The following is a 25,419-nucleotide window of genomic DNA, read 5'->3' as shown; positions in this document are numbered from 1 at the left end:
TTTCTCCGTTGCACCGAAGGTAGGCATTGACCCGACGAATTCAAGGGTTGTTTCGATGGCGCGACTTAGAATCGGCGCATGCACATCCACCAGATGTCGGTGACCTACCTGCCGGAGCAGGACCGCATCCTCATGCGCATCAACACCACCGATGCCGAGGAGATGCGACTGTGGCTGACGCGGCGCCTGATGATGGGCCTGTGGCCGCTCCTGTCGCGCATGCTGACCGACCATCTGCTCAAGCTCGAGTCCGCGGGCGCGTCCCTGCAGACGGCGGACGACGAGCTCAGGAAGATGCTGGCCGAATTCCGCAAGGAGGAATTCCTGCGCAGCGCCGACTTCGAGACCCCGTACAACGAGACCCGCTCGAAGCTCCCCCTGGGCGAGGAGCCCCTCCTCATCACCGACGTGGACGCGACCCCGCTGCCCAACGGGCCCTTGCGGCTGTCGTTCAACGAGCGCCCGGCGAACGGCTCGCCGCGCAGCTTCCAGATGGAACTCGAAGCCAAGCTCATGCAGGGGCTGATGCACTTGCTGGAGCAGTCGCTCAATCAGTCGGGATGGCGGGACGCGTTCTCGCCGGCCGCGGCGCCGGCGGGCGAGCCCTCGGTGACCGAGGACGATCAGAGCACCGGCCTGCGCAAGCCGCGCTATCTGAACTGACCCGCGCCGGCCGGGCGGTTGCGCCCGATGGTCCGTTCGCATGTCCATCTGTAAACTGCCGAGCTTTCCACCCGATGTACAGCGATGACCCTCGTCGAACTGGCCGCCCTGCCCTGCAATCTCTGCGGCACCGACACGGTGACCGTGCTTTCGACTCGCAGCCGCAGTGGCCAGCCCCTGCGTTCGGTGGCTTGTACCGGCTGCGGCCTGGTCTGGTCCGACCCCCGCCCCCATGAAGCGAGGAAGTTCTACGAACACGACTACCGGCTCGCGTACAAGGGGACGTACAGGCCCCGCGCCCGGCACGTCCTGCGCGCCGGCCGGGTGGCGCTCGACCGGCTCGAGAAATGCGCCCGCGTGCTGGGTCCGGCCCGGCGCGTGCTCGATGTGGGCAGTGGCGGCGGCGAGTTCGCCTACCTGCTGAAGCGTCTCGGCCACGACGTGACGGGCGTGGAGCCCAACCGCGGTTATGCCGAACATTCGCGCGAGGAATACGGCCTCGACGTCCGCGTCGGCTTCGTCGGCGACGTCGGCCTGCCCGCGGAAAGTTTCGACGTCATCACGATCTGGCATGTGCTGGAGCACACGGAAGATCCCGGCGCCGTCCTGGGCCAGCTGCGCGCGGCCCTGCGCCCGGAGGGCCGCCTCGTCGTCGAAGTGCCCAACGTCGAGGCCACCTGCCAGTCGCCGCGCAGCAGCTTCCACGAAGCGCACCTCTACACCTTCTGCGCCGCCACGCTCGCGCGGCTCGGCGCCAAGGCCGGGCTGGAGCAGGTGGCGTTCGAGCGCTCCGCCGACGGCGGAAACATCACCATGATCTTCGCGCCGGCGGCTGCCTGCACGGACGGGGCGCCGGCGTTGCGCATCCCCGGCAACCACGCGCAGGTCGCGGCCGTCGTGAAGGCCCACACGTCGTGGTCGCATGCGCTCTCGGCCCACCCGTGGCGACGGGCGGCGGATCGGCTGACACGCTGGATGTCCGAGACCTGGGCCCTCAGGCGCGGCACGACAGGCAAGGCGTTGCTCGACGCCATGTATCCACCGCAAGGCGATCCCGCCACCTCCCCGCCAGCCGGGACACGACAACACACATGGGGCTGGCTGCTGGCGGCTTATGCGCTCGCGGTGGCCGCCGAGGAAGTGCTCCTCGACAACGTCGTGCCCGCCATGCAGTTCGGCCCCTCCGAAGGACTTGCCGCCTACCTGGGGCTGCAGGCGCTGGTGATCGGCACGCTCTTCCTGGCCTTCGGCCGCAAAATGCAATCGCGCCGGCAGCTCATCGCCGCGGGCGCCTGGGCGATGCCGCTTCTGGCCGTTCCCGCCATCTGCTGAGGACGCTCGCGCTCAGGCGTTTCCGCTTGGCAGCCCCCAACGCTTCAGCGCCTCGTCGTCCGCCACTCGCGCATCGACCCAGCGTTCGCCCTCGGGCGTCTGCTCCTTCTTCCAGAAGGGCGCATGCGTCTTCAGGTAGTCCATCAGGAACTCGCAGGCGCGAAAGCTCTCGCCCCGGTGCGATGAGGTGACGGCCACCAGCACGATCTGGTCCTGCGGTTGCAGCAGACCGACGCGATGGATGACACGCACGCCGCGCAGGTCGAACCGCCGGACGGCCTCGTCGACCATGCCCTCGATCGACTTCTCCGTCATGCCGGGATAGTGCTCCAGCTCCATCGAACGGACGCTGCTGCCGTCATTGCGGTCGCGCACGGTGCCGACGAAGACACAGACCGCACCCACGCCGCCGTCGCCAGCGCGCAGCGCGGCGACTTCGGCGCCGATATCGAAGTCTTCGTTGCGGATGGAAACGCGCGGGGTCATCGGGCGACTATCCCCCGGTCACGGGCGGAAAGAAAGCGACCTCGCTGCCTTCGCGCAGTTCGGCGGACTCCTGCGCCATCGTCTGGTCGAGGGCGATGCGCACGGATTTCCCGCGCGCCAGCGTCGCCGCGTACGCGCCGCCGCGGGCGATGAGCTCGTCGCGCAACGCGCCGGCCGTGGCCGCCTGCGTCTCGAACGCCTCCGCGCCCTGCCCCACGGCCTCGCGGATCGATGCGAAGTAGCGAACGGTGACTCTCACGCGAGGAGCTCCGCAAGCGGAATGAAGGACACGGTGTCGCCCAGCGCGATGGTGCGGCCGGCGGGATTGTCCACGAGGCCGTCGGCCCACGCCACGGACGTCAGCACGCCCGAGCTCTGGTTCGGGAACAGCTCCAGCGCGCCGTTGCCGTTGCGCCGCACGCGCAGGAACTCGCGGCGCCGGTCGGCGCGCGGCCACTCGAAGTGCGCGGGCATGTCCACCGCGCGCGGCGCGAGCTGCGTCGCGCCCTGCAGCTTCAGCAGGAACGGCCGCACGAGCAGCAGGAAGGTCACGAAGCTCGACACGGGGTTGCCGGGCAGGCCCATGAAATGCGCATCGCCGATGCGCCCATACGCGAAGGGCTTGCCGGGCTTGATCGCGATCTGCCAGAGATCGAGCGAGCCCAGCTGCTGCACGGCGGGCTTCACATGATCTTCCTCGCCCACCGACACGCCGCCGCTCGTGAGAATGAGGTCGCTGGACCGCGACGCATGGGCGAGCGCGCCCACCGTCGCCTCGCGGTCGTCCGGCACGATGCCGTAGTCGCTCACCTCGCATTCGAGATTGCGCAGCAGCTCGCTCAGGAAGAAACGGTTGGAGTTGTAGATCGCCCCCGGCTTCATGTCGGCGGGCGCGACCTCGCCGGGCATGACGAGTTCGTCGCCGGTCGAGAACAGCGCGACACGTGGGCGGCGCACGACCTCCAGTTCGCCCATGCCGATGCTCGCGGCGAGCCCGAGCGCGGCGGACGACAGGCGCTCGCCGCGTGCGAGCACGACGGAGCCCGCACGCACGTCCTCGCCGCTGCGGCGAATCCATTCGCCCGGCTGCGGCGTTCGCAGGAAGCGCACCACGTGCTCGCCCGCCGGCTCGGTGTCCTCCTGCATCACGATCGCATCGGCGCCGGCCGGCACCGGGGCGCCCGTGAAGATGCGCGCGACCGTGCCGGGCTCGAGCGGCTCCGGCGAGGCGCCCGCGGGAATTCGCTGGCTCACGCGCAAGGCTTCGCCGTTGGCCGCGACGTCGGCGCAACGCACCGCATAGCCGTCCATCGAACTGTTGTCGTTCGGCGGCACCTGCAGCGGCGAGACGAGGTCGCGCGCGAGCACGCGGCGGCCGGCATCGAAGGTCGAGACCGATTCGGTGCCCGCGAGCAGCTGCGCATGCGACAGCAGCTCCGCCAGTGCCTGGTCCAGGGGCCTGAGCGGCGGCCGGGTCGCGTTCATGTCCGGGCTCCGCGAAGGGCCCGCAGCGGCAGCGCCGGCCGCGATGTGACGAACGTGGGGATCACGAGTACCTTTCGGGGTCGTAGTCGAAGCGGTGGCCCTGGTCGACCAGCCACTGCGCCATGCCGTCGGCGTCGTTCAGGTCCAGCACCGGCCGCTGGGTGGGCACGGGCAGGCGCTCGGGTGTGTCGGTGGCGATGGCCACGATGAAATCGTCGTCGGGATAGCGCGCGGGCTTGCCGGCATCGCCGCGCCACACCTCGACCTTGAGCAGGTCGCTCTGCTTGAAGCCTTCGACGAGCACCCAGTCGACGCCCTCCCACAACTGCGCGATGAGCTGGTGGACGGTGAGCTCGGCCTCCTGCTCGAACTCGCGCATCAGCGCGAGACGGCGGCTGGACGCGGCGACGACCTCGAACGCGCCCGCTTCGCGGTGGCGGTAGGTGTCCTTGCCCGCATGGTCGATGTCGAAGCGGTGGTGGGCGTGCTTCACCACCGAGACGCGCAGGCCGCGCATCCTGAGCGCGGGAATGAGCCGCTCGACGAGCGTCGTCTTGCCCGATCCGGAGAAACCGGCGAATCCAACTGCCTTCATGCCGGGTTTACTTTCGTCAGTGCTGTTGCGTGTTGCCGCTAGCCGCAGTGCGCGGCGATGAATTCCTTGATCTTCGCAGCATCGGCCGCGACGACCGTCACGCGCTTGGGCAGCGCCTCGATGCCAGCGAACTTCGCCGGGCGCGGCGGCTCCTGGCCCAGCGCCTCGACGATGGTCGCCGCGAACTTGATGGGCAGCGCGGTCTCGAGCACGATCATCGGCACGCCGGGCTGCATGTGTTCGCGCGCGACCTTCAGGCCGTCGGCGGTGTGCGTGTCGATCGTGATGCCGAAGCGCGCATGCGTGTCGCGGATGGTCGCCAGGCGGTCCGCATGCGTGCTCTTGCCGGAGACGAAGCCGAACTCGCTTTTCGCGCGCGCGAAGGCGGGATCCTTGCTCAGGTCGAAGCGGCCATTGCGCGAGAGTTCGTTGCCGAACAGTTGCTTCAGGCGCGCGGCATCGCGGCCGAGCAGGTCGAACACGAAGCGCTCGAAGTTGCTCGCCTTGGAAATGTCCATCGACGGGCTCGAGGTCTCGTGCGTGTCGGCGCTGCCGCGCACACGGTAGACGCCCGTGCGGAAGAACTCGTCGAGCACGTCGTTCTCGTTGGTGGCGAGCACGAGCCGTGCAATGGGCAATCCCATCATCCGCGCGACGTGGCCGGCGCAGATGTTGCCGAAGTTCCCGGAGGGCACGGTGAAGCTCACCGCCTCGTCGTTGGCGCGCGTCGCCTGGAAGTATCCGGCGAAGTAATAGACAACCTGCGCGACGAGCCGTGCCCAGTTGATCGAGTTCACCGTGCCGATGCGGTACTTGCGCTTGAACGCGAGGTCGTTGGACACCGCCTTCACGATGTCCTGGCAATCGTCGAACACGCCCTCGACCGCGAGGTTGTGGATGTTCGCGTCCTGCAGGCTGAACATCTGCGCCTGCTGGAACGGGCTCATGCGGCCGTGCGGCGAGGTCATGAAGACGCGCACGCCCCGCTTGCCCTTCATCGCGTACTCCGCGGCGCTGCCCGTGTCGCCGGAGGTCGCGCCGAGAATGTTCAACTCCTCGCCGCGCCGCGCGAGCTCGTACTCGAACAGGTTGCCGAGCAGCTGCATCGCCATGTCCTTGAAGGCGAGCGTGGGGCCGTTGGACAGGGCTTCGAGGTAGACATCCCCGCCATCCCCGCGAACGCGGGAATCCAGGGCTTTCAGCGGAACGATCGCGTCGGTCCCGAAGACCTCCCGCGTGTACGTCTTGCGGCAGATCGCCCGCAGATCGTCCGCGGGAATGTCGTCGATGTAGAGCGAGAGGATCTCGAAGGCGAGCTCCGCGTAGGGCAGGCCGCGCCATGTCGCGAGCGTCGCCGCGTCGATGCGCGGATACGACTCGGGCAGGTACAGGCCGCCGTCGGGCGCAAGGCCTTCGAGCAGGATTTCGCAGAAGCGCTTGCGGTCGGCATGGCCGCGCGTGGACACGTAGCGCATCAGGCCAACTCTTCCTTGCGGATGCGGATGATGGGCGCCAGCACGGTCGGCAGGCCCTGCATCTGCGCGAGCGCCTCGTTCATCGTGCCTTCGCGCACGTTGTGCGTGAGCAGGATGAGGTCGGTCTGGCGCTCGCCCTCGCCCGCTTCGCGCTGCAGCATCGCGTCGATGCTGATGCCGGCCGCGGCCAGGATGCCCGTCACCTTCGCGAGCACGCCCGCCTCGTCGGCGACGCGCAGGCGCAGGTAATAGCTCGTGACGATCTCGCTCATCGGCAGCACGGGCGCATCGCTCATCCGGTCCGGCTGGAACGCGAGGTGCGGCACGCGGTGCGCGGCGTCGGCCGTATGCAGGCGCGTGATGTCCACGAGGTCCGCGATCACGGCGCTGGCGGTGGGCTCGCTGCCGGCCCCCTTGCCGTAGTAGAGCGTCGTGCCGACGGCGTCGCCCTGCACCATGACCGCGTTCATCGCGCCCTCGACGTTGGCAATGAGGCGGCTGGCCGGCACGAGCGCGGGATGCACGCGCAGCTCGATGCCCTTGTCCATGCGGCGCGCGATGCCCAGCAGCTTGATCCGGTAGCCGAGCTTCTCGGCGTAGCGGATGTCCTGGCCCGCGAGCTTGGTGATGCCCTCGACGTAGGCCTTGTCGAACTGCACCGGGATGCCGAAGGCGATGGCCGACATGATCGTCGCCTTGTGCGCGGCGTCCACGCCCTCGATGTCGAAGGTCGGGTCGGCTTCGGCATAGCCGAGGCGCTGCGCTTCCTTCAGCACCGAGTCGAAGTCGAGGCCCTTGTCGCGCATCTCGGACAGGATGAAGTTCGTCGTGCCGTTGATGATCCCCGCGATCCACTGGATGCTGTTGGCCGTGAGGCCTTCGCGCAGCGCCTTGATGATGGGGATGCCGCCGGCCACCGCCGCCTCGAACGCGACCATCACGCCCTTGGCATGCGCCGCGGCGAAGATCTCGGTGCCATGCACCGCGAGCAGCGCCTTGTTGGCCGTGACGACATGCTTGCCCGCCGCGATGGCCGACATCATCAGTTCGCGCGCGATGCCGTAGCCGCCGATCAGCTCGACCACGATGTCAATCTCCGGGTCGGCGATGACTTCGCGCGCATCCTTCACGACCTTCACGCCCTCGCCGACGACGGCGCGCGCACGCTCGAGGTCGAGATCGGCGACCACCGCGATCTCGATGCCGCGGCCGGCGCGCCGCTTGATCTCTTCCTGGTTGCGCTTCAGGACGTTGAAGACGCCGCTGCCCACGGTGCCGATGCCCAGCAGGCCCACCTTGATGGGGTTCAGATTGCTCATGAGGAATGACGCTTGCGATAGGACTCTAGGAAGCGCGCGATGCGGCCGATGGCCTCGCGCAGGTCGTCCTCGTGCGGCAGGAAGACGATGCGGAAATGCTGGTTGTCGGGATAGTTGAAGCCCGAGCCCTGCACGAGCATGACGCGCGTGGCCTGCAGCAGTTCCAGGAAGAACTGGCGGTCGTCGGCGATCGGGTACATCGCCGGATCGAGCTTGGGGAACATGTAGAGCGCCGCCTGCGGCTTCACGCACGACACGCCCGGAATGGCGGTGATCAGCTCGTAGGCCACGTCCCGCTGCCGGCGCAGGCGCCCGCCGGGCTCGATGAGCTCGTTGATGCTCTGGTAGCCGCCGAGCGCCGTCTGGATCGCGAACTGCCCCGGCACGTTGGCGCACAGGCGCATGTTCGAGAGCATCGTGAGGCCCTCGATGTAGTCGGCCGCCGGCTTCTTGTCGCCCGACACCACCAGCCAGCCCGCGCGATAGCCGCACGAGCGATAGCTCTTCGACAGCGAGTTGAAGGTCAACGTGAGCACGTCGGTCGACAGGCTGCCCATGGCGGTGTGCTTCACGCCATCGAACAGCACCTTGTCGTACACCTCGTCCGCGAGGATCACGAGCCCGTGCTTGCGGGCGATGGCGATGATCTCGAGCAGCACGGCGTCGGGATACAGCGCGCCCGTCGGGTTGTTGGGATTGATGACGACGATGCCCTTGGTGGCCGGCGTGATCTTGCGGCGGATGTCGTCGAGGTCGGGCATCCAGCCGCTTGCCTCGTCGCACATGTAATGCACGGGCGTGCCGCCCGACAGCGTGGCCGACGCGGTCCACAGCGGATAGTCGGGCGAGGGCAGCAGCAACTCGTCGCCGTCGTTGAGCAGGGCGTTGAGCGACATCGCGATGAGCTCGCTCGCGCCGTTGCCGAGGTAGATGTCGTCGATCGTGACGCCCTTGATGCCCTGCTGCTGCGTGTAGTGGGCCACGGCGCGGCGGGCGGGAAAGATGCCCTTGCTGTCCGAATATCCCGCCGCATTGGGCAGGTTGTGGATCATGTCCTGCTGGATCTCTTCGGGCGCGTCGAAGCCGAACACGGCGAGGTTGCCGATGTTCAGCTTGATGACCTTGTGGCCCTCTTCCTCCATCTGGCGCGCGGCATCCATGATGGGGCCGCGGATGTCGTAAAGGACATTGGCCAGCTTGGTCGATTTCTGGACGTTTTTCAAAGCCCCTCCGTGGGCGGTTGCACGTAGCGGAAACGTATAATTTGACCATAGTTCGACGCGGCCTCCCGCGTCGCGGCACGATTCACTTTCCACGCCACCGCCCTCGCATCCCATGCGGCTGCAGCCCGATCGCTCCGACGCCCAGACCATCAGCGCCCACGGCCCCGGCTGGGTCGGCGTCGCCTCCGAAAAGATCACGCACAACGTGGTGATCGGCTCGCGCGGCCAGCGCGTGGAGTGGGCGGGCGGGTTCGAAGCGCTGGGCCCCGAACACTTTGCGATGCTGGCCGACATGAAGGTCGAGGTGGTGATCTTCGGCAGCGGTCCGCGCCTGCGCTTTCCCAAGCCGGCCTGGATTCGGCCGCTCGTGGAAGCGGGCATCGGCATCGAGACGATGGACACGCCCGCGGCCTGCCGCACCTACAACATCCTCGCGCAGGAGGGCCGGGACGTCGCGGTGGCCCTGCTCCTCGAACAGCCGTCCTGAGGGGGACAGCGCGGAACGACGTTTCGCGATAAAATCTCGGATTGCTACGGGGGCCGCGCGGTGCCTGTGCAGCAACGCTGGCTATCTCCACGTCACCCAGAATCAGAGACGAGTATTCGACCCCATGGCGATCGTTGTCAACAAACCCCTCCCCGAATTCGAAGCGAACGCCACCGGCGGCGTCAAGGTCACCAATGGCTCGCATGTCGGCCAGATTGTGGTGCTTTACTTCTACCCGAAGGACAACACGCCCGGCTGCACGACCGAAGCGATGCAGTTTCGGGACAAGTACAAGGATTTCGTGAAGGCGGGCGCCGTGGTGTTCGGCGTGTCGCGCGACAACATGAAGTCGCACGACGACTTCAAGGCCAAGCTCGAACTCCCCTTCGAGCTCATCGCCGACACCGAAGAAAAGATGTGCCACATGTTCGGCGTGGTCAAGAACAAGATCATGTACGGCAAGAAGGTCAAGGGCATCGAGCGCAGCACCTTCCTCGTGGGCGCCGACGGCATCCTCAAGCAGGAGTGGCGCGGCCTCAAGGTGCCCGGCCACGTCGACGATGTCCTCAAGGCCGTCAAGCTGCTGAAGAAGGCCGCCTGACACAGCCCGGCCCGGCGGCTGACGTTTGGCAACAACATGGCGACGGCCGACGTTGTTCCGTCACGGTCGCTGTGCATAATGAATTCATGCCGTTGACCCCGACGCCAAGCGTCATCACCGTCAGACTCCCAGAAGCCGCCGGGCCCGCCCTGCGGCTTTTTCGTTTCCAGATTCCCCTGTCCGCGAGCACGTTCCTCCATGCCTCTTCCCCCCGCCCCTACCAAGCGCGCCGCCATGCTTTCGCCGCAGGCGTACGACGCCCCGGCCCGCTCCACGCAGAAGGCGGCGCGAAAATCGGCGGCCGTGCAGGCGGAGGCCGGACCGCGCCCTGAGGGCCCGCAGGCATCCGACGAGTTCGATCCGCGCGCGGGCGGCGGCCTGCCGTCCACCGTCTACGCGGCGGAGGACACCGAGGACCTGTTTGTCGAGGACGCCGAGGTCGACGCGCCCGCCATGCCGGCGCCCGCGGCCCGCAAGCGCGCCTCGGCCGCGCCGGTGCCCGCCAAGCGCAAGAAGTCGAACGGTCCCAAGAAGCTCTTCGTGCTCGACACCAACGTGCTGATGCACGACCCGATGAGCCTCTTCCGCTTCGAGGAGCACGACATCTTCCTGCCGATGATCGTGCTGGAGGAACTCGACGGCCACAAGAAGGGCATGACCGAAGTCGCGCGCAACGCGCGGCAGGCGAGCCGCACCCTCGACGCGCTCGCGGGTCACCAGGGCGCCGACATCGCCCAGGGCCTGAACCTCGACAGCACGGGCCACGTCGAAGCGGGCGGCTGCCTGTTCTTCCAGACCGCGCCGCTCGAGAACAAGCTGCCGAACACCTTGCCGCCCGGCAAGGCGGACAACCAGATCCTGGGCGTGGTCGCGGCCCTGCGCGACAAGCACGCGCCGCGCGAAGTGGTGCTGGTGTCCAAGGACATCAACATGCGCGTGAAGGCGCGCGCGCTCGGCCTCGCGACCGACGACTACCAGAACGACAAGACGCTCGACGACCTCGACCTGCTGTACCCCGGCTCGCTCGCGCTGCCGTCCGACTTCTGGGCGAAGCACGGCAAGACGGTGGAGAGCTGGCAGTCGGGCAGCCATACGTTCTATCGCATCAGCGGCCCCATCGTGCCGAGCTTGCTGATCAACCAGTTCGTCTACTTCGAGGCGCCCGGCGAGCCGAGCCTCTATGCGCGCGTGACCGAGATCCGCGGCAAGACGGCGGTGCTCAAGACGCTCAAGGACTTCGGCCACCTCAAGAACGCGGTGTGGGGCGTGACCACGCGCAACCGCGAGCAGAACTTCGCGATGAACCTGCTGATGGATCCCGAGGTCGACTTCGTGACGCTCACCGGCACGGCGGGCACCGGCAAGACCTTGCTGGCGCTGGCGGCCGGCCTCACGCAGGTGCTCGACGACCGGCGCTACACCGAGATCATCATGACCCGCGCGACCGTGAGCGTGGGCGAGGACATCGGCTTCCTTCCCGGCACGGAAGAGGAAAAGATGGGTCCGTGGATGGGCGCGCTCGACGACAACCTCGAAGTGCTTGGCAAGACCGAGGGCGGCGCCGGCGAGTGGGGCCGCGCGGCCACCAACGACCTGATCCGCAGCCGCATCAAGATCAAGAGCATGAACTTCATGCGCGGCCGCACCTTCCTCAACAAGTACGTGATCATCGACGAGGCGCAGAACCTGACGCCCAAGCAGATGAAGACGCTGATCACGCGCGCCGGTCCCGGCACGAAGATCATCTGCATGGGCAACCTGGCGCAGATCGACACGCCCTACCTGACCGAGGGCTCGTCCGGCCTTACCTTCGCCGTCGACAAGTTCAAGGGCTGGCCGCACAGCGGGCACATCACGCTGGCGCGCGGCGAGCGTTCGCGGCTGGCTGACTTCGCGAGCGACGTGCTCTGAGGCGTCCTGGGTCGTCAGCGGCCCGAAGCCTTCACCTCGCACGGCGGGCAGTTCTGGATGCGACTGCCCCACGGGGTGTATTTCAGGATTTTTGCAAGCCCCTTGCGGCCGCTCGCGGCACGCGCCACGAGCACGCTCGCGCCGAGCGAGCCGGCCGTGCGCACGGCCCAGTGGCGGTTGCGCCGCGTGTCCTGCCACAGCGCGATGCCGAGGGCGAGCACGAGCCAGTGCTCGCCGGGAAAGCCTTCGCGGCGCTCGTCCGCTTCGGCGATGTCCTCGACCTTGTCGCCGACGGCCTGGGCCGCGTCGCCCACCTTGTCCCCGACGACTGCGACCGCATCGTTCACGGCCTCGACGACCGCAGGCTTGTCTTCGGACTCCGCGGACGCGTCGGCCCGCTCCATTGTTTTTTCCATCGCTTGACTCCGCACCCATGAGTGGATGGCTGGAGCATCGCTCCGGGGGCGGGCGCGTCCCGTAGGAGAACTCAGCGACGCGAGCTCAGAAATCGCCGCCCGAGGCCAGGCTCTCGAACTTCGTGAGCGGCTTGATGAACGCGAGCTTGGCCGTTCCGGTCGGCCCGTTGCGCTGCTTGCTGATGATGACCTCGGCGACGCCGGGCTCCTTGGAATCCTTGTTGTAGTAGTCGTCGCGGTAGATGAACATGATGACGTCCGCATCCTGCTCGATCGCGCCCGATTCGCGCAGGTCGCTCATCATCGGCCGCTTGTCCGTGCGCGACTCGACGCCGCGCGACAACTGGGACAGCGCGATCACGGGGCACTGCAATTCCTTGGCGAGCATCTTCAGGCCGCGCGAGATCTCGCCGACGGCAGTCGCGCGGTTCTCGTCGCTCATGCCGGAAGAGGCGCTCATCAGCTGCAGGTAGTCGACGACGATCAGTCCGAGCTTGCCGCAGGTACGCGCCAGCCGCCGCGCGTTGGCGCGCAGCTCGCTCGCCGTGAGGCCGGGCGTTTCGTCGATGTGGAGCGAGATGGTGCGCAGCTTCTCGATGGCCTCCGTGAGCCGAGGCCATTCCTCGTCGGACAGCCGACCGGTGCGCAGGTGCCCCTGGTCGATGCGGCCGATGGAGCCGACTATACGCACCGCGAGCTGGCTGGCGCTCATTTCCATCGAGAAGACGGCGACGGGCAGGCCTTCGTGCAACGCGACGTGTTCCGCGATGTTGATCGCCAGGGACGTTTTTCCCATGCTCGGCCGCGCCGCGAGGATGATCAGGTCCCCCGCCTGCATCCCCGACATCATCCGGTCGAGGTCGTAGAAGCCGGTGGGCACGCCCGTGATGTCGTTCGGGTTGTCCGCCATCTCCTGCACGCGGTCCAGCAGCGAGACCACCAGGCTGTCCATGCTCTGGAAGCCCTGCTTCATCCGCGAGCCTTCCTCGCCGATGTTGAAGACCTTCTGCTCGGCCTCGTCGAGGATCTGGTCGACCGGGCGGCCCTGCGTGTTGAAGGCGCTCGTGGCGATTTCGTCCGAGGCGCCGACCAGCTTGCGCAGGATCGAGCGCTCGCGGACGATTTCACCGTAGCGCCGGATGTTGCCCGCGCTCGGCACGTACTGCGCGAGCGAGTTGAGATATGCGATGCCGCCAACCTCGTCGGCCTTGCCGAGCGCCTGCAGGTGCTCGTAGACCGTCACGACGTCCGCAGGCTTCGTCGCATTGATCAGCGCGCCGACGGCTGCGTAGATCAGGCGATGTTCGTAGCGGTAGAAGTCGCCGTCGGTCAGCAGGTCGCCGACGCGGTCCCAGGCGCCGTTGTCCAGGAGCAGGCCGCCGAGCACGCTGGCTTCTGCTTCGATGGAGTGCGGCGGGATGCGCAGTTGCGCGACCTGCTTGTCGCGGGGGAAGTCGTCGTCGATCGGGGAGAGTACTGCGGCCATGAACTCGGGATATTGACGTGCGGACCGGGAAAATGCCAGCCTGAAAGCTGGGTGAAACCTGTGGAAATCCGGTGCGCAGAAAAGGAAAAGCCGCCCTAAGGCGGCTTCTACCGACAGCGCGGTGGCAGGAGAGGTGAAAGGCCGATCAGGCCGTCTCGCCCAGCACCTGGACGTTGATGTCGACCACCACGTCCGTGTGCAGCGCGACCTGCACCGTGCTCTCGCCCACGACCTTGATCGGGCCGTTGGGCATGCGCACCTGCGCCTTGGCGACCGGGTAGCCCTGCTTGCCCAGTTCCTCGGCGATGTCGAAGTTGGTGACCGAACCGAACAGGCGGCCATCGACGCCGGCCTTCTGGGACAGCTTGACCGTCGTGCCGGCGAGCTTTTCGCCCTGCTTCTGCGACTCGGCGAGCTTGGCGGCGGCGGCCTTCTCGAGCTCGACGCGCTTGGCCTCGAACTCGGCCTTGGCGGCTTCGGTCGCACGGCGGGCGCGCTTTTGCGGGATCAGGAAATTGCGGGCGTAACCGTCCTTGACCTTGACGATTTCGCCGAGGTTACCGAGGTTAACGACTTTCTCGAGCAGGATGACTTGCATTTGTCTTTGCTCCTCAGATCTTGTGCTGGTCGGAATACGGCAGCAGGGCCAGGAAACGCGCGCGCTTGATCGCGGTGTTCAGCTGGCGCTGGTAGATCGCGCGGGTGCCCGTGAGGCGCGCCGGGATGATCTTGCCGTTCTCGGAGACGAAATCGCGCAGGGTGTCGATGTCCTTGTAGTCGATTTCCTCGACGCCCGCGACGGTGAAGCGGCAGAAGCGCTTGCGCTTGAACAGCAGCGACTGGGTGTTGCGCTTCGGACGCTTGTCCTTGTTGAACTTCTTGAACGTGGCCATGGTGTGAGCCTCTCGTGAATCTTATGAACTTTGATCTTGCTGGAATGACCGGATGTGCAGCACGGGGTGCTTGCCGTTGCGGGGCGCGGCCAGGAATCCTTCGAAACGGAATCCGGCACCGACCGCCTGCCGCGCCAGCGTTTCGGCATTCGTGCCGAAAGCCACCGCCTTCAACGCCAGCTTCACCTGCCTCGTACCGCCTGCTTCCGCAATCTGCGACTCGTGTTCGAGCAGCAGGTCGAGGGCGGGCAGTCCGGCGGGCGTGTGTCGCAGGGCCGAAGCCTCCGCGATGCGGGCGCCGAGCACGACCTGGTTTACGACTGGAACTCCGCCTGCTGGGCCTTGCGGGCCTCTTCGCGCTCGACGGTCTTCATCATCGACGACGGGCCGGTGTCGGCCTTCTTCTTCACCACGGTGAGGTGGCGCAGCACGGCGTCGTTGAAGCGGAATGCATGCTCCAGCTCGCTCATCACGGCCTGGTCGGCCTCGATGTTGATGCACAGGAAGTGCGCCTTGCCGAGCTTGTTGATCTGGTAGGCCAGCTGGCGGCGGCCCCAGTCTTCCACGCGGTGGATCTTGCCGCCGCCGGCGGTGATCATGCCCTTGTAGCGCTCCAGCATGGCCGGAACCTGTTCGCTCTGGTCCGGGTGGATCAGCAGGATGATTTCATAGTGACGCATACGACTCCTTGTGGATCGGCCGCCATGCGGGGCGACCTGGGTTTCAGCCGCCCCGCGCGTCAGGCAGGTGCGGCAAGGCAAAACCCGGCATTATACGGGGAACCGTCGAAAGGGCTTCCCATGCCAAGCAGCCTCGCGCGCAGCGTGTCCCGCATCGGATTCCGGAAGTGGTACGAGCGCCAGCTGCTGAAGAGCCACGGCCACCTCGTGCTGGGTTTCCTCGCGGCCATCGGCGTGGTCGGCAGCGTGGAGGATTTCAGCCGCCACGAGTCCGATCCCGCCCTGCTGACGCTGCTCATTCTCGCCTGCGCGTCGATCGGGGCCTGGGCGATGAACCGCTATTCGGCCATCCTGCTGCGTGCGGAGGAAGCGGCGAACCAGGCGAACTGTCCCCACTGCGGCGAATACGGGCGCTTCCGCGTCGTTGCCGAAGGCGGCGGCCGGCTCGACGTCTGCTGCCGCAAGTGCGACAAGGGCTGGTCGATCCAGGGCGACTGAGCCCCGCGCCGGGGCGCCGGCCGACGCGCACAAGAAAAAAAAGCCCCGGCAGGGCCGGGGCTCGAGGGGTCCGGGGAACGATCAGGCCATGCGGGCCGCCGCACCCTTGAGTTCCGGATAGCGCACGTGCTCCACGAGCTCCTGCGTCTTCTTGTCCGGCGCCTTGGTCAGCAGGCTCACGATGATGATCACCGCGAAGCCGAGCGGCACGCCGAACACGCCGGCCGAGATCGGCTGAATGCCGAACCAGATGTTGTCCGCCACCGGGCTCGTCACGCCGAACACGCCGCGCAGCCACGGCTGGGTGGTCGCCATGTAGTACAGCGTGATCCCCAGACCCGAAGCCATGCCCAGCGATGCGGCGATGCCGGTCGCGCGCTTCCAGAAGATGCCGAGCACCAGCGCCGGGAAGAACGACGCCGCCGCGAACGAGAACGCCGCCGAGACGAGGAACAGGATGTCCGCCGGTTTCTGCGCCGCCACCGCCGCGGCCGCGAGGGCCACGACGAGCAGCAGGATCTTCGACAGCATCACGCGGCGCGCCGTGGGCGCGTTGGGGTCGATCATCTTGTAGTAGAGGTCGTGCGACAGCGCGTTGGCGATCGTCAGCAGCAGGCCGTCCGCCGTCGAGAGCGCGGCCGCGAGGCCGCCCGCCGCGACGAGGCCCGAGATGACGTAGGGCAGGCCGCCGATGGCCGGCGTCGCCAGCACCACGATGTCCCCGCCGATGCGCAGCTCGCCCAGCTGCAGGATGCCGTCCTTGTTGATGTCCACCACCGAGAGCAGCGAGGCGTCCACCTTGTTCCAGGCCTGTATCCAGAATGGCAGCTTGTCGAACGAGGAGCCGACCACGCCGCTGAACATCTCGTACTTCACGAGCACCGCGAGCGTCGGCGCGGTGAAGTAGAGCAGGAAGATGAAGAACAGCGACCAGAACACCGACTGCCGCGCCTCCTTGACGCTCGGCGTCGTGTAGTAGCGCATCAGGATGTGCGGCAAGGCGGCGGTGCCCACCATCAGGCAGAAGATGAGCGCGAGGAAGTTTCGCCGCGACTCGTTGTACGTCTTCACCTCCGCGGGCGTTCCGTTCGGATTGCCCGAATAGATGGCGCCGTGCCTCGGCATGCCGGCCAGTGGCTTGTCGCGCGCTTCCGCGGCCGTCTTCGCCGCCGTCCACGCCTTCACCGCCGCGGCCTCGTCCTTCGGCAGTGCCGCGAGTTCCTTCTCCGCCGCCGCCACCTGCGCCGGCACCGCGTTGGCGCCCTTGAGGTCCGCGACCTTCTTCTCCGCGGCCGCGCGATCGGCCGCCAGGCCGGTCTTCGGATCCTTGATCTTCTCGCCGAGCGCCTTCGCCTGGTCGGCGAAGACCTTGCGGACCTCGAGCTCCTTCGGATCGCTGATCAGCTTGGTCTCGAGCGCCGTGACCTTCTCGAGCTGGAAGCCGTACGACAGCTGCGGCACGGGGTTGCCGACCTGCTTGATGCCCAGCCAGACGACCGGGATCAGGTACGCGATGATCAGGATGATGTACTGCGCGACCTGCGTCCAGGTAACCGCGCGCATGCCGCCGAGGAAGGAGCACACGAGGATGCCGCCCAGGCCCAGGAAGATGCCGATCTCGAACGCCACGCCGGTCAGGCGCGTCGTGATGATGCCCACGCCGTAGATCTGCGCCACCACGTAGGTGAAGGAGCAGAGGATGGCCGCCACGATGCCGATGAAGCGCGGCAGGTTGCCGCCGTAGCGCTCGCCCAGGAAGTCGGGAATGGTGAACTGCCCGAACTTCCGCAGGTAGGGCGCGAGGAACAGCGCGACCAGCACATAGCCGCCCGTCCAGCCCATGATGAAGGCCAGCCCGCTGTAGCCGGAGAGGTACAGCGTGCCCGCCATGCCGATGAACGACGCGGCCGACATCCAGTCGGCTCCGGTCGCCATGCCGTTGTAGATCGCGGGCACGCGCCGGCCGGCGACGTAGTATTCGGCCGCGTCGGTGGTGCGGCTCATGATGCCGATGCCGGCATACAGGCCGATGGTCGCGAGCAGGAAGACGAAGCCGATCCAGTCGCGGTTCATGCCGAGCTGCTCGCAGATGGCGAGCACGACCACGAACGCGAGGAAGCCGCCCGTGTAGAAGCCGTAGACCTTGGTCAGCTGCTTGCGGAATGCGCTCGACTGCGCGGCGGCCGAGCCGCCGGTGGTGGTTGCGAACATCGTTTATTCCTCCTCGGCGACGCCGTATTCCTGGTCCAGCCGGTTCATGTACCGGGCGTAGTACCAGATGATCGCCACGTACACGACGAGCGCCCCCTGGGCGCCGACCCAGAAGCTGAAGGGCCAGCCCATGAAGTTGAAGCTGAGGTCGCGGGCGAAGTAGCCCACGCCGTAGGTCACGAGGAACCAGATCGCGAGCAGAACGCCGGTGATCCTGAGGTTCTTCTGCCAGTACTCTCGATGCCGTTCGGTCAGTTGCATGCCGTTGTCTCCTGTTGTCGGGGCTCGCGCCCCACCCTCACTCCGATCGGCCCGCCGGCGTGTCGCCGGCTTGCAAGCAGGCCGCTGTCGTGCCGCTCAGCCGCCACGCGACACGGCGATGCCCGTCTCGCGTTCCAGCTGCGCGGCCACCTTCGGCTCGAACCGCTGGAGGTGGCGGATGATCTTCCGCGCCTCCTCGGGCTCCTGCCGGTTCGCATGGACCCGCGCCAGCTGGTACCAGCCGTACGGGCTCATGGGCTGCAATTTCGTGTTGCGCTTCAGCGCGTCGATCGCCTCGTCGAGGCGGCCGAAGCGGATCAGGACGAGCCCGAGGCCGTACCAGGCCCGGTCGAGCTCGGGGCTCAGTTCGGTTGCGCGGCGAAACGCCGCTTCGGCGCCGGCATGGTCCTCGCGGGCCTCCAGCAGATAGCCGAGGTTGAACCAGTGCGCGCCGACTCCCGGCCAGGACTCGACCAGCGCGCGGTGCGCGGCCAGCGCCTCGTCGGGGCGACCGAGCTGCGCGAGCACGTGGGCGCGGCTCGCCATCGCATGGGCGTCGCCGGGGAACTCGCGCAGCATCGCATCGAAGACCGCCAGCGCGGCGGTCTCGCGCCCGAGCAGCAACTGCAGCACGGCGCGCCACTTGAAGCCGGCCCAGCGCAGGCGCTGCGTCACTTGCACAGATGCACTCCGATGCGAACGCAAATGTCGATCTTCGCGATGGTGGCCGCGAGCCACACGAAGACGAGCACGAGGAAGGCCACGAGGGGCAGATGCCGGTCGAGCACCACCTTGGGCGAGATGAGCCGCGCGCCGGTCACGAGCGGCCGCGTCAGCACGCCGAAGAGCTGGTAGACGAGGTTGCCTTCGCGCTTGGCCCCCGCGAGCAGGCCGAGCACCCATTGCCCCGCGAGCGCCATCAAGGCGATCTCGGCGAGCGTCTTCACGATCTCGACAGCGAGCAGCACCCTCGTCTCCTCTGCGGCAACTCCGTGCCTGCGGGCATGGTCTTAACGAAAACTTACGGAGAACTGACCCGCCGCTGACCGGCCTCTGCTTCTCGGCGCAAACCCTGCTGGGGATTACCCTCGGGCCGGCGGGTGCCCCGCCCCACGTACACTGAGCCGCGACCATGCCGGAATCGACCGCGATTTATCGGAAGACGGCCAGAGGACAGCAGGCCATCGCCACGCGCGATGCGGCGATTCCGCCGCGCGCGCGATCGCTGCTCATCGTGGTCGACGGCCGCAAGTCCGCGGAGGAACTCCACAAGTTCGCCCTGGCCCTCGGCGACGAGAAGAGTCTCGCCTTCCTCGAAGACAACGGCTATGTCGAGCAGGTCGGCGCGAACGCGCCCTCGCCGGCCGCCGGAGCATCACCGCTGCCGCCGCCGGCACCACCGGCAACTTCCGTGGCACCTCCTTCCAGCCCCGTCGTGCCGCTGCGCGAAGCCCAGCGATTCGCCGTGCGCCGCCTGATCGATGCGCTCGGACCGGGGGCGGAGACGGTGTGCATGAAGATCGAGTCCGCGCGAAACGCCGCGGACTTCGGGGCGGCGATCGAGCAGGCGCAGCGACTGATGCGCGGCTTCAAGGGTGATGCGGCGGCCGACGAATTCCTGCGCGAACTCGAGACCCGCCGACCGGGTTGACGCGCGGGACGTCCGGCACGACGCTCAGCGCATCGCCCGCGCGCGATGCGCCGCGACTCGGCTCGAGACGAGACTGCCCACAATGCCCGCCACCAGGCCCGCGGCCACACCGAAGACGCCGGCCGACGCGGGCAGGATCCCGAACCACAGGCTCGGCTCCGGCATTCGCAGCAGCGCGCGGACCGACGGCGCATTGGCCAGCATGTAGTACACGGTGACCGCAAGGCCGCACAGCATCGCGCAGACCGCGCCCGTGCCCGTGGCGCCCCGCCAGAAGATCCCGAGCACCATCGCCGGCACGAAGCCTGCGGCGGCGAGCGAGAACGAGGCCGAGACGAGCGAGAGGATCTCCGCCGGCTTGAGCGTCGCGACGAGCGCCGCGACCAGCGCCACCGCCAGCAGCGCGAACTTGGAGAGGATCACGCGCTGCTCGTCCGTCGTGTGCTGCGCGATCTCGCGGCCATAGATGTCGCGCACGAGCGCATTGCTGATCGTGAGCAGCAGGCCGTCGGCGGTCGACAGCGCGGCCGCGAGCCCGCCCGCGGCGACCAGGCCGGAGACCACATAAGGCAAGCCGCCGATCTCCGGCGTCGCGAGCATGATGATGTCGGCGCCCAGCCGGATTTCGCCGAACTGCAGCCGGCCGTCGCCGTTGACGTCGGTGACCGAGATCAGCGAAGGGTCCACCTTCGCCCACTGCACGATCCATGCGGGCAGGTTGTCGAAGCTGCTGCCCACGAGCTGCGACATCACCTCGTACTTCACGAGCACCGCAAGCGCGGGCACGCTCAGGTACAGCAGGCCGATGAAGAAGAGCGCCCAGCCCACGGAGTAGCGCGTCTCGGACACCGAGGGCGTGGTGTAGAAGCGCGTGAGCAGGTGCGGCAACCCCGCAGTCCCGAGCATGAGCACGAAGACGAGCGCCAGGAAATTCAGGCGGGACCGGGAGAAGGCCTGTTGTTCCTCGGGCGTGCCGTCCTGGCGGCCCGCGAAGGGCTGGCCGTGGGGCGGCAGGCCGCCGAGCGGCCGCGCGCGCTCCAGGCTCTCGTTCATCAGGCGCGTCCAGAGCTCGCGCGCCCCATCCGCGTCCTTCGGCAGCGCGGCGAGTTCCTTGTACGCGGCGACGACCCGTGCCGAATCCGCGTCCTGCTGCTTGAGCATGCGGATACGCTCCTGCGCGGCGGCACGTTCGCGCTGGAGCGCGGCCTCGGCCTCGGACAGCCACGACTGGTACACCGCGGCGCGGCGGCGGAACTCGGCCTGCACCTGCTTTTCTTCCGGCGAATCGATGAACGCCTTCTCGAGCTGTTCGATCTTGCGCAACTGCTCGCCATACACGAGCGGCGCCAACGGATTGCCCAGTTGCTTGTAGGCGAGCCAGGACACGGGGATGAGGAAGGCCAGCAGCATCACCACGTACTGCGCCACCTGCGTCCATGTGATTGCGCGCATGCCGCCGAGAAAGGAGCACAGCAGCACGCCGCCGAGCCCCAGCAGGATGCCGATCTCGAACTGCACCCCGGTGAGGCGCGAGGCGATCAGGCCAATGCCGTAGATCTGCGCGACGACATAGGTGAACGAGCAGAGGATCGCCGCGAAGGCCGCGATCAGACGGGGCCAGTGGCCGCCGAAACGCGCTTCGAAATAGTCCGGCACCGTGTACAGGCCCATCGCGCGCAGGTAGGGCGCGACGAGCAGCGCGACGAGGCAGAACCCGCCCGTCCATCCGAGCACGTACGCGAGCCCGCCCGGCTGCGTGGGCGTGCCGGAGAAGCCCTGGAGGTAGAGCCCGCCCGCGAGGCTGATGAACGAGGCCGCGCTCATCCAGTCGGCCGCCGTGGCCATGCCGTTGAACAGGGGCGGGATGCGCCGGCCGGCGACGTAGTACTCCTCGGCGTCGCTGGTGCGGCTATGGATGCCAATGGCCGCGTACATCATCACCGTCGCGAACAGGAAGAAGGGGCCGAGCCACTGGCGCGAGAGACCCAGCTGCTCGGCCCAGGCGAGGCAGCCGAGCACGATGCACAGGCCCATGACATACCGGGCCAGGATGCGCGCGAGGCGTCGCTTGTAAGCCGCGTAGTCTCCGGGTGGGGCCATCCTCTGCTGTTGCGCTCCTCGGGCGACATCATCGCACCGGGGGGCGTCTGGGCGGCAGAGGGTTATCCGCGAGGCAGCCCTCTCCCGCGGCGCGGGAGAGGGACAAGAACTAGCGCGACGCCAGCTGCTGCCAGGTGGCGATCACGCTGTCGGGATTCAGCGAGATCGAGCCGATGCCCTCGTCGGCCAGCCAGGCCGCGAAATCGGGATGGTCGCTGGGCCCCTGGCCGCAGATGCCGACATACTTGCCCTGCTTGCGGCACGCGGCGATGGCGCGCGAGAGCATCGCCTTCACGGCCGGGTCGCGCTCGTCGAAGTCGGCCGCGAGCAATTCGAGCCCGGAATCGCGGTCGAGGCCCAGCGTGAGCTGGGTGAGGTCGTTCGAGCCGATGGAGAACCCGTCGAAGTATTCGAGGAATTCGTCGGCGAGGATCGCGTTGCTCGGCACCTCGCACATCATGATGAGCTTCAGGTCGTCCTTGCCGCGCTCCAGGCCCTGCCCGGCCAGCAGTTTCGTCACGCGGTCGGCCTGGCCGAGCGTACGCACGAAGGGCACCATGACCTGCACGTTCACGAGGCCCATCTCGCCGCGCACGCGCCTGAGCGCCTCGCACTCCATGGCGAATGCCTCGCGGAAATCCTCGCTCACATAGCGCGCCGCGCCGCGGAAGCCGAGCATCGGGTTCTCTTCTTCCGGCTCGTAGCGGCTGCCGCCGATCAACTTGCGGTATTCGTTGCTCTTGAAGTCGGACAGTCGCACGATCACCGGCTTCGGCCAGAACGCCGCGGCGATCGTCGCCACGCCCTCGGCGACCTTGTCGACGTAGAACGCGCGCGGCGACGCATGGCCGCGCGCCACCGACTCCACGGCCTTCTTGAGGTCGACGTCGATGTTCGGGTACTCGAGGATCGCCTTCGGGTGGACGCCGATGTTGTTGTTGATGATGAACTCGAGGCGCGCGAGGCCCACGCCTTCGTTGGGCAGCTGCGCGAAGTCGAAGGCGAGCTGCGGGTTGCCGATGTTCATGCAGATCTTCACCGCGATGGGCGGCATTTCGCCGCGCTGCACTTCGGTGATCTCGGTCTCGAGCAGGCCGTCGTAGATGAAGCCGGTGTCGCCCTCGGCGCAACTCACGGTGACGAGCGTGCCGTCCTTCAGCCGCTCGGTCGCGTCGCCGCAGCCCACCACCGCCGGAATGCCGAGCTCGCGCGCGATGATGGCCGCGTGGCAGGTGCGCCCGCCCCGGTTGGTGACGATGGCGCTCGCGCGCTTCATCACGGGCTCCCAGTTGGGATCGGTCATGTCGGTGACGAGCACGTCGCCGGCCTGCACCTTGTCCATTTCGTTCAGGCTGTGGACCAGGCGCACGGGACCCGTGCCGATCTTCTGGCCGATGGCGCGGCCCTCGGCGAGCACCGCGCCGCGCCCCTTGAGCTTGTAGCGCGTCTCGGCCTTGCCCTGCTGCTGGCTCTTCACCGTCTCGGGCCGCGCCTGCAGGATGTAGAGCTTGCCGTCCACGCCGTCCTTGCCCCACTCGATGTCCATCGGGCGGCCGTAATGCTCCTCGATCACGAGGGCATAGCGCGCGAGCTGTTCCACGTCGTCCTGGGACAGGCAGTAGCGGTTGCGCTGTTCGAGCGGCACGTCGATGGTCTTCACCAGCTTGCCGCCGGCGGCCTTTTCCTCGGCCGAGGCGAACACCATCTGCTCGAGCTTCGAGCCGAGGTTGCGGCGGATCACCGCGCGCTTGCCGGCGCGCAGCATCGGCTTGTGGACGTAGTACTCGTCCGGGTTCACCGCGCCCTGCACGACGGTCTCGCCCAGGCCGTAGCTCGCGGTGAGGAAGACGACGTCCTCGAAGCCGGACTCGGTGTCGATCGTGAACATGACGCCGGCCGTGCCGAGGTCGGAGCGCACCATGCGCTGCACGCCCGCCGACAGGGCGACGTCCGCATGCGCGAAGTTCTTGTGGACGCGGTAGCTGATCGCGCGGTCGTTGTAGAGCGACGCGAAGACTTCCTTCATCTTGTGCAGCACCTCGTCGATGCCGGTCACGTTGAGGAAGGTCTCCTGCTGGCCGGCGAACGATGCGTCGGGCAGGTCCTCGGCGGTGGCCGAGGAACGGACGGCGAAGCTCGCCCGGGGGTCGCCCGCGCTCAGCGTCGCGAAGGCCGAACGGATCGCCTCTTCCAGGTCCTTCGGAAAGGGCTGCGCCTCGACCCAGCCGCGAATCTCGGCGCCGGCGGCGGCGAGCGCGCGGACGTCCTCGGTGTCGAGCGCGTCGAGCTTGGCGTTGATCCGGTCGGCGAGACCGTCGTGGGCGAGGAACTGGCGGAAGGCGTGGGCGGTGGTCGCGAAGCCGGTGGGCACGCGCACGCCCTGGGGCAGCTGGGAGATCATCTCGCCGAGGCTGGCGTTCTTGCCGCCGACCGCCTCGACGTCGGTCATTCTCAGGTTCTCAAAGGGTACGACCAGGGCGGCCGGTGCGAAGAGGGCAGACATGAAAAAGCTCCAGAAGTTGAAACCGGGTCGGCGCCGCAGCGCAGGGACGCACGCGGGCCGGCCAACCTGCTTTGTGGTTGTGCTTGTGGGCGGTGGCGGGGCATGGGGGCGGGGCGTCCGTGAATTCGGGGGTATCCGGAATTCGGATAATGGCTGAATTGTACGGATTCGGGTCCCGATTCATGCACACGCGCACGGTCTTCTTCATCTCCGACGGCACCGGCATCACGGCCGAAACCTTCGGCAATGCCATCCTCGCCCAGTTTGAATTCAAGCCGCGCCACGTGCGGCTGCCCTTCATCGACACCGTGGACAAGGCGCACCAGGTGGTTCGCCAGGTGAACCACACCGCCGAAGCCGAGGGCCGGCGGCCCGTCGTCTTCACCACGCTCGTCAACGTCGAGGTGCTCCAGGTCATCGAGCAGGGCTGCAAGGCGATGGTGCTCGACATGTTCGGCACCTTCGTGCGGCCCCTCGAGATCGAGCTGGAGATGAAGTCGAGCCACCGGGTCGGCCGCTTCTCGGACGTGAGCAAGAGCAAGGAATACCACGACCGCATCGAAGCGATCAACTACAGCCTGGCGCACGACGACGGCCAGTCCAACCGCGACATGGAGCACGCCGACGTGATCCTGGTCGGCGTGAGCCGCAGCGGCAAGACGCCGACGTCGCTGTACCTGGCCATGCAGTACGGCCTGAAGGCGGCGAACTACCCCCTGATTCCCGACGACTTCGAGCGCAGGCAACTGCCGCCCGCGCTGGCGCCGCACCGCCGGAAGATCTTCGGCCTCACGATCCAGCCGGAGCGGCTTGCGGAAATTCGAAACGAGCGGCGACCGAACTCGAAGTACGCCGCGCTCGACAACTGCCGCCATGAGGTCGCCGAAGCCGAGGCGATGATGCGGCGAGAAGGCATCCGGTGGCTGTCGACGACCACCAAGTCGATCGAGGAAATCGCCACGACCATCCTGCAGGAGATCCGGCCCGAGCGCCTGGACTACTAGGAGTGTGGGCGACAGAAGGGAGTGGCGCGCCCCGGACCGGGACGGGGGCGACCCCTTCCGCGAATGTCCCCCGTCGCGCGCGTGCGCGCTCCTCCTCCTTTACTTCGCTGCAGGGGCCACCCCCATCCCGGTCCTCGAA

27 protein-coding genes are annotated in these 25,419 nt (G+C 67.5%); 8 read left to right on the top strand and 19 right to left on the bottom strand.

Annotated features, from left to right (window positions below; translation table 11 throughout):
• Window positions 1–78 precede the first annotated feature (78 nt).
• Window positions 79–663 carry a hypothetical protein gene (locus AB7E83_RS18770; RefSeq protein ID WP_428572177.1) on the top strand — a complete coding sequence of 195 codons (585 nt, stop codon included), beginning with the start codon at window positions 79–81 and terminating at the stop codon, window positions 661–663.
• A gap of 84 nt (window positions 664–747) precedes the next feature.
• The gene (locus AB7E83_RS18765) at window positions 748–1,995 is read left to right on the top strand and encodes a class I SAM-dependent methyltransferase (RefSeq protein WP_428572175.1); all 1,248 of its coding nucleotides are present in this window, start codon (window positions 748–750) and stop codon (window positions 1,993–1,995) included.
• A gap of 12 nt (window positions 1,996–2,007) precedes the next feature.
• Here the strand turns inward: AB7E83_RS18765 and moaE are convergent, their stop codons facing one another.
• From moaE to AB7E83_RS18730, 7 genes are all read right to left on the bottom strand, one after another.
• Window positions 2,008–2,481 carry a molybdopterin synthase catalytic subunit MoaE gene (moaE, locus tag AB7E83_RS18760; RefSeq protein ID WP_428572173.1) on the bottom strand — a complete coding sequence of 158 codons (474 nt, stop codon included), beginning with the start codon at window positions 2,479–2,481 and terminating at the stop codon, window positions 2,008–2,010.
• A gap of 7 nt (window positions 2,482–2,488) precedes the next feature.
• Window positions 2,489–2,740, bottom strand: coding sequence for a molybdopterin converting factor subunit 1 (gene moaD, locus AB7E83_RS18755; protein WP_428572171.1), 252 nt, complete (start codon window positions 2,738–2,740; stop codon window positions 2,489–2,491).
• Window positions 2,737–3,966, bottom strand: a complete 1,230-nt coding sequence (locus AB7E83_RS18750; RefSeq protein ID WP_428572169.1) for a molybdopterin molybdotransferase MoeA — start codon at window positions 3,964–3,966, stop codon at window positions 2,737–2,739. The genes moaD and AB7E83_RS18750 overlap by 4 nt, the downstream gene beginning before the upstream one ends.
• Window positions 3,967–4,027: 61 nt before the next feature.
• Window positions 4,028–4,561 carry a molybdopterin-guanine dinucleotide biosynthesis protein B gene (gene mobB / locus AB7E83_RS18745; RefSeq protein ID WP_428572166.1) on the bottom strand — a complete coding sequence of 178 codons (534 nt, stop codon included), beginning with the start codon at window positions 4,559–4,561 and terminating at the stop codon, window positions 4,028–4,030.
• Window positions 4,562–4,599: 38 nt separating this feature from the next.
• Complete coding sequence (gene thrC / locus AB7E83_RS18740; RefSeq protein ID WP_428572164.1) at window positions 4,600–6,036, bottom strand: threonine synthase; 1,437 nt, start codon at window positions 6,034–6,036, stop codon at window positions 4,600–4,602.
• A complete protein-coding gene (locus tag AB7E83_RS18735) occupies window positions 6,036–7,346 on the bottom strand; it encodes a homoserine dehydrogenase (RefSeq protein WP_428572250.1) in 1,311 nt (436 codons plus the stop codon). Before AB7E83_RS18735 ends, thrC begins: the two co-directional genes overlap by 1 nt.
• A gap of 5 nt (window positions 7,347–7,351) precedes the next feature.
• Entirely contained in the window at window positions 7,352–8,578 is a 1,227-nt protein-coding gene (locus AB7E83_RS18730; protein ID WP_428572162.1) for a pyridoxal phosphate-dependent aminotransferase, read from the bottom strand.
• A gap of 112 nt (window positions 8,579–8,690) precedes the next feature.
• Here AB7E83_RS18730 and AB7E83_RS18725 point away from each other — a divergent pair, with 112 nt between their 5' ends.
• The 3 genes from AB7E83_RS18725 (at window position 8,691) to AB7E83_RS18715 (ending at window position 11,577) form a co-directional block, all read left to right on the top strand.
• The gene (locus AB7E83_RS18725) at window positions 8,691–9,065 is read left to right on the top strand and encodes an Mth938-like domain-containing protein (RefSeq protein ID WP_428572160.1); all 375 of its coding nucleotides are present in this window, start codon (window positions 8,691–8,693) and stop codon (window positions 9,063–9,065) included.
• 124 nt (window positions 9,066–9,189) lie between these two features.
• Window positions 9,190–9,666, top strand: coding sequence for a peroxiredoxin (locus AB7E83_RS18720; protein WP_428572158.1), 477 nt, complete (start codon window positions 9,190–9,192; stop codon window positions 9,664–9,666).
• 198 nt (window positions 9,667–9,864) lie between these two features.
• A complete protein-coding gene (locus AB7E83_RS18715) occupies window positions 9,865–11,577 on the top strand; it encodes a PhoH family protein (protein ID WP_428572156.1) in 1,713 nt (570 codons plus the stop codon).
• A gap of 14 nt (window positions 11,578–11,591) precedes the next feature.
• Here the strand turns inward: AB7E83_RS18715 and AB7E83_RS18710 are convergent, their stop codons facing one another.
• The 6 genes from AB7E83_RS18710 to rpsF all read right to left on the bottom strand — a co-directional run bounded on the left by AB7E83_RS18710 (window position 11,592) and on the right by rpsF (window position 15,052).
• Window positions 11,592–11,993, bottom strand: coding sequence for a hypothetical protein (locus tag AB7E83_RS18710; protein WP_428572154.1), 402 nt, complete (start codon window positions 11,991–11,993; stop codon window positions 11,592–11,594).
• Between the two features lie 85 nt (window positions 11,994–12,078).
• Window positions 12,079–13,479, bottom strand: a complete 1,401-nt coding sequence (gene dnaB, locus AB7E83_RS18705) for a replicative DNA helicase (protein ID WP_428572152.1) — start codon at window positions 13,477–13,479, stop codon at window positions 12,079–12,081.
• 145 nt (window positions 13,480–13,624) lie between these two features.
• Window positions 13,625–14,077, bottom strand: coding sequence for a 50S ribosomal protein L9 (rplI, locus tag AB7E83_RS18700; protein WP_428572150.1), 453 nt, complete (start codon window positions 14,075–14,077; stop codon window positions 13,625–13,627).
• A gap of 13 nt (window positions 14,078–14,090) precedes the next feature.
• A complete protein-coding gene (gene rpsR / locus AB7E83_RS18695; RefSeq protein ID WP_428572148.1) occupies window positions 14,091–14,372 on the bottom strand; it encodes a 30S ribosomal protein S18 in 282 nt (93 codons plus the stop codon).
• Window positions 14,373–14,393: 21 nt separating this feature from the next.
• The gene (gene priB, locus AB7E83_RS18690; protein WP_428572146.1) at window positions 14,394–14,678 is read right to left on the bottom strand and encodes a primosomal replication protein N; all 285 of its coding nucleotides are present in this window, start codon (window positions 14,676–14,678) and stop codon (window positions 14,394–14,396) included.
• A gap of 8 nt (window positions 14,679–14,686) precedes the next feature.
• Window positions 14,687–15,052 (bottom strand): 30S ribosomal protein S6, encoded by a 366-nt coding sequence (gene rpsF / locus AB7E83_RS18685; protein ID WP_428572145.1) that lies wholly within the window; start codon window positions 15,050–15,052, stop codon window positions 14,687–14,689.
• A 120-nt stretch (window positions 15,053–15,172) separates the two neighbouring features.
• On the opposite strand from rpsF, the gene AB7E83_RS18680 reads away from it, so the two are divergent.
• Window positions 15,173–15,550, top strand: coding sequence for a hypothetical protein (locus AB7E83_RS18680; RefSeq protein WP_428572143.1), 378 nt, complete (start codon window positions 15,173–15,175; stop codon window positions 15,548–15,550).
• Between the two features lie 81 nt (window positions 15,551–15,631).
• Here the strand turns inward: AB7E83_RS18680 and AB7E83_RS18675 are convergent, their stop codons facing one another.
• The 4 genes from AB7E83_RS18675 to AB7E83_RS18660 all read right to left on the bottom strand — a co-directional run bounded on the left by AB7E83_RS18675 (window position 15,632) and on the right by AB7E83_RS18660 (window position 18,990).
• A complete protein-coding gene (locus tag AB7E83_RS18675; RefSeq protein WP_428572141.1) occupies window positions 15,632–17,761 on the bottom strand; it encodes a sodium:solute symporter family protein in 2,130 nt (709 codons plus the stop codon).
• Between the two features lie 3 nt (window positions 17,762–17,764).
• On the bottom strand, window positions 17,765–18,022 hold the full coding sequence (locus tag AB7E83_RS18670) for a DUF4212 domain-containing protein (protein WP_428572140.1): 258 nt from the start codon (window positions 18,020–18,022) through the stop codon (window positions 17,765–17,767).
• A gap of 96 nt (window positions 18,023–18,118) precedes the next feature.
• Window positions 18,119–18,703, bottom strand: a complete 585-nt coding sequence (locus AB7E83_RS18665; protein ID WP_428572138.1) for a tetratricopeptide repeat protein — start codon at window positions 18,701–18,703, stop codon at window positions 18,119–18,121.
• On the bottom strand, window positions 18,694–18,990 hold the full coding sequence (locus AB7E83_RS18660; protein WP_428572136.1) for a hypothetical protein: 297 nt from the start codon (window positions 18,988–18,990) through the stop codon (window positions 18,694–18,696). The genes AB7E83_RS18665 and AB7E83_RS18660 overlap by 10 nt, the downstream gene beginning before the upstream one ends.
• Before the next feature lie 164 nt (window positions 18,991–19,154).
• Between AB7E83_RS18660 and AB7E83_RS18655 the strand changes: the two genes are divergently transcribed.
• Window positions 19,155–19,673, top strand: a complete 519-nt coding sequence (locus AB7E83_RS18655; RefSeq protein WP_428572134.1) for a hypothetical protein — start codon at window positions 19,155–19,157, stop codon at window positions 19,671–19,673.
• A gap of 24 nt (window positions 19,674–19,697) precedes the next feature.
• Here the strand turns inward: AB7E83_RS18655 and AB7E83_RS18650 are convergent, their stop codons facing one another.
• On the bottom strand, window positions 19,698–21,773 hold the full coding sequence (locus AB7E83_RS18650) for a VC_2705 family sodium/solute symporter (protein WP_428572132.1): 2,076 nt from the start codon (window positions 21,771–21,773) through the stop codon (window positions 19,698–19,700).
• Between the two features lie 109 nt (window positions 21,774–21,882).
• Window positions 21,883–24,276 carry a phosphoenolpyruvate synthase gene (ppsA, locus tag AB7E83_RS18645; protein WP_428572131.1) on the bottom strand — a complete coding sequence of 798 codons (2,394 nt, stop codon included), beginning with the start codon at window positions 24,274–24,276 and terminating at the stop codon, window positions 21,883–21,885.
• 182 nt (window positions 24,277–24,458) lie between these two features.
• On the opposite strand from ppsA, the gene ppsR reads away from it, so the two are divergent.
• Window positions 24,459–25,280, top strand: a complete 822-nt coding sequence (gene ppsR, locus AB7E83_RS18640; RefSeq protein ID WP_428572129.1) for a posphoenolpyruvate synthetase regulatory kinase/phosphorylase PpsR — start codon at window positions 24,459–24,461, stop codon at window positions 25,278–25,280.
• Window positions 25,281–25,419 lie beyond the last annotated feature (139 nt).

This window comes from Ramlibacter sp., assembly GCF_050250995.1.
Taxonomy (GTDB): Bacteria; Pseudomonadota; Gammaproteobacteria; order Burkholderiales; family Burkholderiaceae_C; genus Ramlibacter.
This window is presented reverse-complemented; position numbering and strand designations above follow the sequence as displayed.

Bases quoted from the DNA above. Each gene is read 5' to 3' on its own strand.
- AB7E83_RS18770 (WP_428572177.1), top strand. From the start codon at position 79: ATGCACATCCACCAGATGTCGGTGACCTACCTGCCGGAGCAGGACCGC.
- AB7E83_RS18765 (WP_428572175.1), top strand. From the start codon at position 748: ATGACCCTCGTCGAACTGGCCGCCCTGCCCTGCAATCTCTGCGGCACC.
- moaE (WP_428572173.1), bottom strand. From the start codon at position 2,481: ATGACCCCGCGCGTTTCCATCCGCAACGAAGACTTCGATATCGGCGCC.
- AB7E83_RS18750 (WP_428572169.1), bottom strand. From the start codon at position 3,966: ATGAACGCGACCCGGCCGCCGCTCAGGCCCCTGGACCAGGCACTGGCG.
- mobB (WP_428572166.1), bottom strand. From the start codon at position 4,561: ATGAAGGCAGTTGGATTCGCCGGTTTCTCCGGATCGGGCAAGACGACG.
- thrC (WP_428572164.1), bottom strand. From the start codon at position 6,036: ATGCGCTACGTGTCCACGCGCGGCCATGCCGACCGCAAGCGCTTCTGC.
- AB7E83_RS18725 (WP_428572160.1), top strand. From the start codon at position 8,691: ATGCGGCTGCAGCCCGATCGCTCCGACGCCCAGACCATCAGCGCCCAC.
- AB7E83_RS18720 (WP_428572158.1), top strand. From the start codon at position 9,190: ATGGCGATCGTTGTCAACAAACCCCTCCCCGAATTCGAAGCGAACGCC.
- AB7E83_RS18715 (WP_428572156.1), top strand. From the start codon at position 9,865: ATGCCTCTTCCCCCCGCCCCTACCAAGCGCGCCGCCATGCTTTCGCCG.
- AB7E83_RS18710 (WP_428572154.1), bottom strand. From the start codon at position 11,993: ATGGAAAAAACAATGGAGCGGGCCGACGCGTCCGCGGAGTCCGAAGAC.
- dnaB (WP_428572152.1), bottom strand. From the start codon at position 13,479: ATGGCCGCAGTACTCTCCCCGATCGACGACGACTTCCCCCGCGACAAG.
- rplI (WP_428572150.1), bottom strand. From the start codon at position 14,077: ATGCAAGTCATCCTGCTCGAGAAAGTCGTTAACCTCGGTAACCTCGGC.
- rpsR (WP_428572148.1), bottom strand. From the start codon at position 14,372: ATGGCCACGTTCAAGAAGTTCAACAAGGACAAGCGTCCGAAGCGCAAC.
- rpsF (WP_428572145.1), bottom strand. From the start codon at position 15,052: ATGCGTCACTATGAAATCATCCTGCTGATCCACCCGGACCAGAGCGAA.
- AB7E83_RS18680 (WP_428572143.1), top strand. From the start codon at position 15,173: ATGCCAAGCAGCCTCGCGCGCAGCGTGTCCCGCATCGGATTCCGGAAG.
- AB7E83_RS18675 (WP_428572141.1), bottom strand. From the start codon at position 17,761: ATGTTCGCAACCACCACCGGCGGCTCGGCCGCCGCGCAGTCGAGCGCA.
- AB7E83_RS18670 (WP_428572140.1), bottom strand. From the start codon at position 18,022: ATGCAACTGACCGAACGGCATCGAGAGTACTGGCAGAAGAACCTCAGG.
- AB7E83_RS18655 (WP_428572134.1), top strand. From the start codon at position 19,155: ATGCCGGAATCGACCGCGATTTATCGGAAGACGGCCAGAGGACAGCAG.
- AB7E83_RS18650 (WP_428572132.1), bottom strand. From the start codon at position 21,773: ATGGCCCCACCCGGAGACTACGCGGCTTACAAGCGACGCCTCGCGCGC.
- ppsA (WP_428572131.1), bottom strand. From the start codon at position 24,276: ATGTCTGCCCTCTTCGCACCGGCCGCCCTGGTCGTACCCTTTGAGAAC.
- ppsR (WP_428572129.1), top strand. From the start codon at position 24,459: ATGCACACGCGCACGGTCTTCTTCATCTCCGACGGCACCGGCATCACG.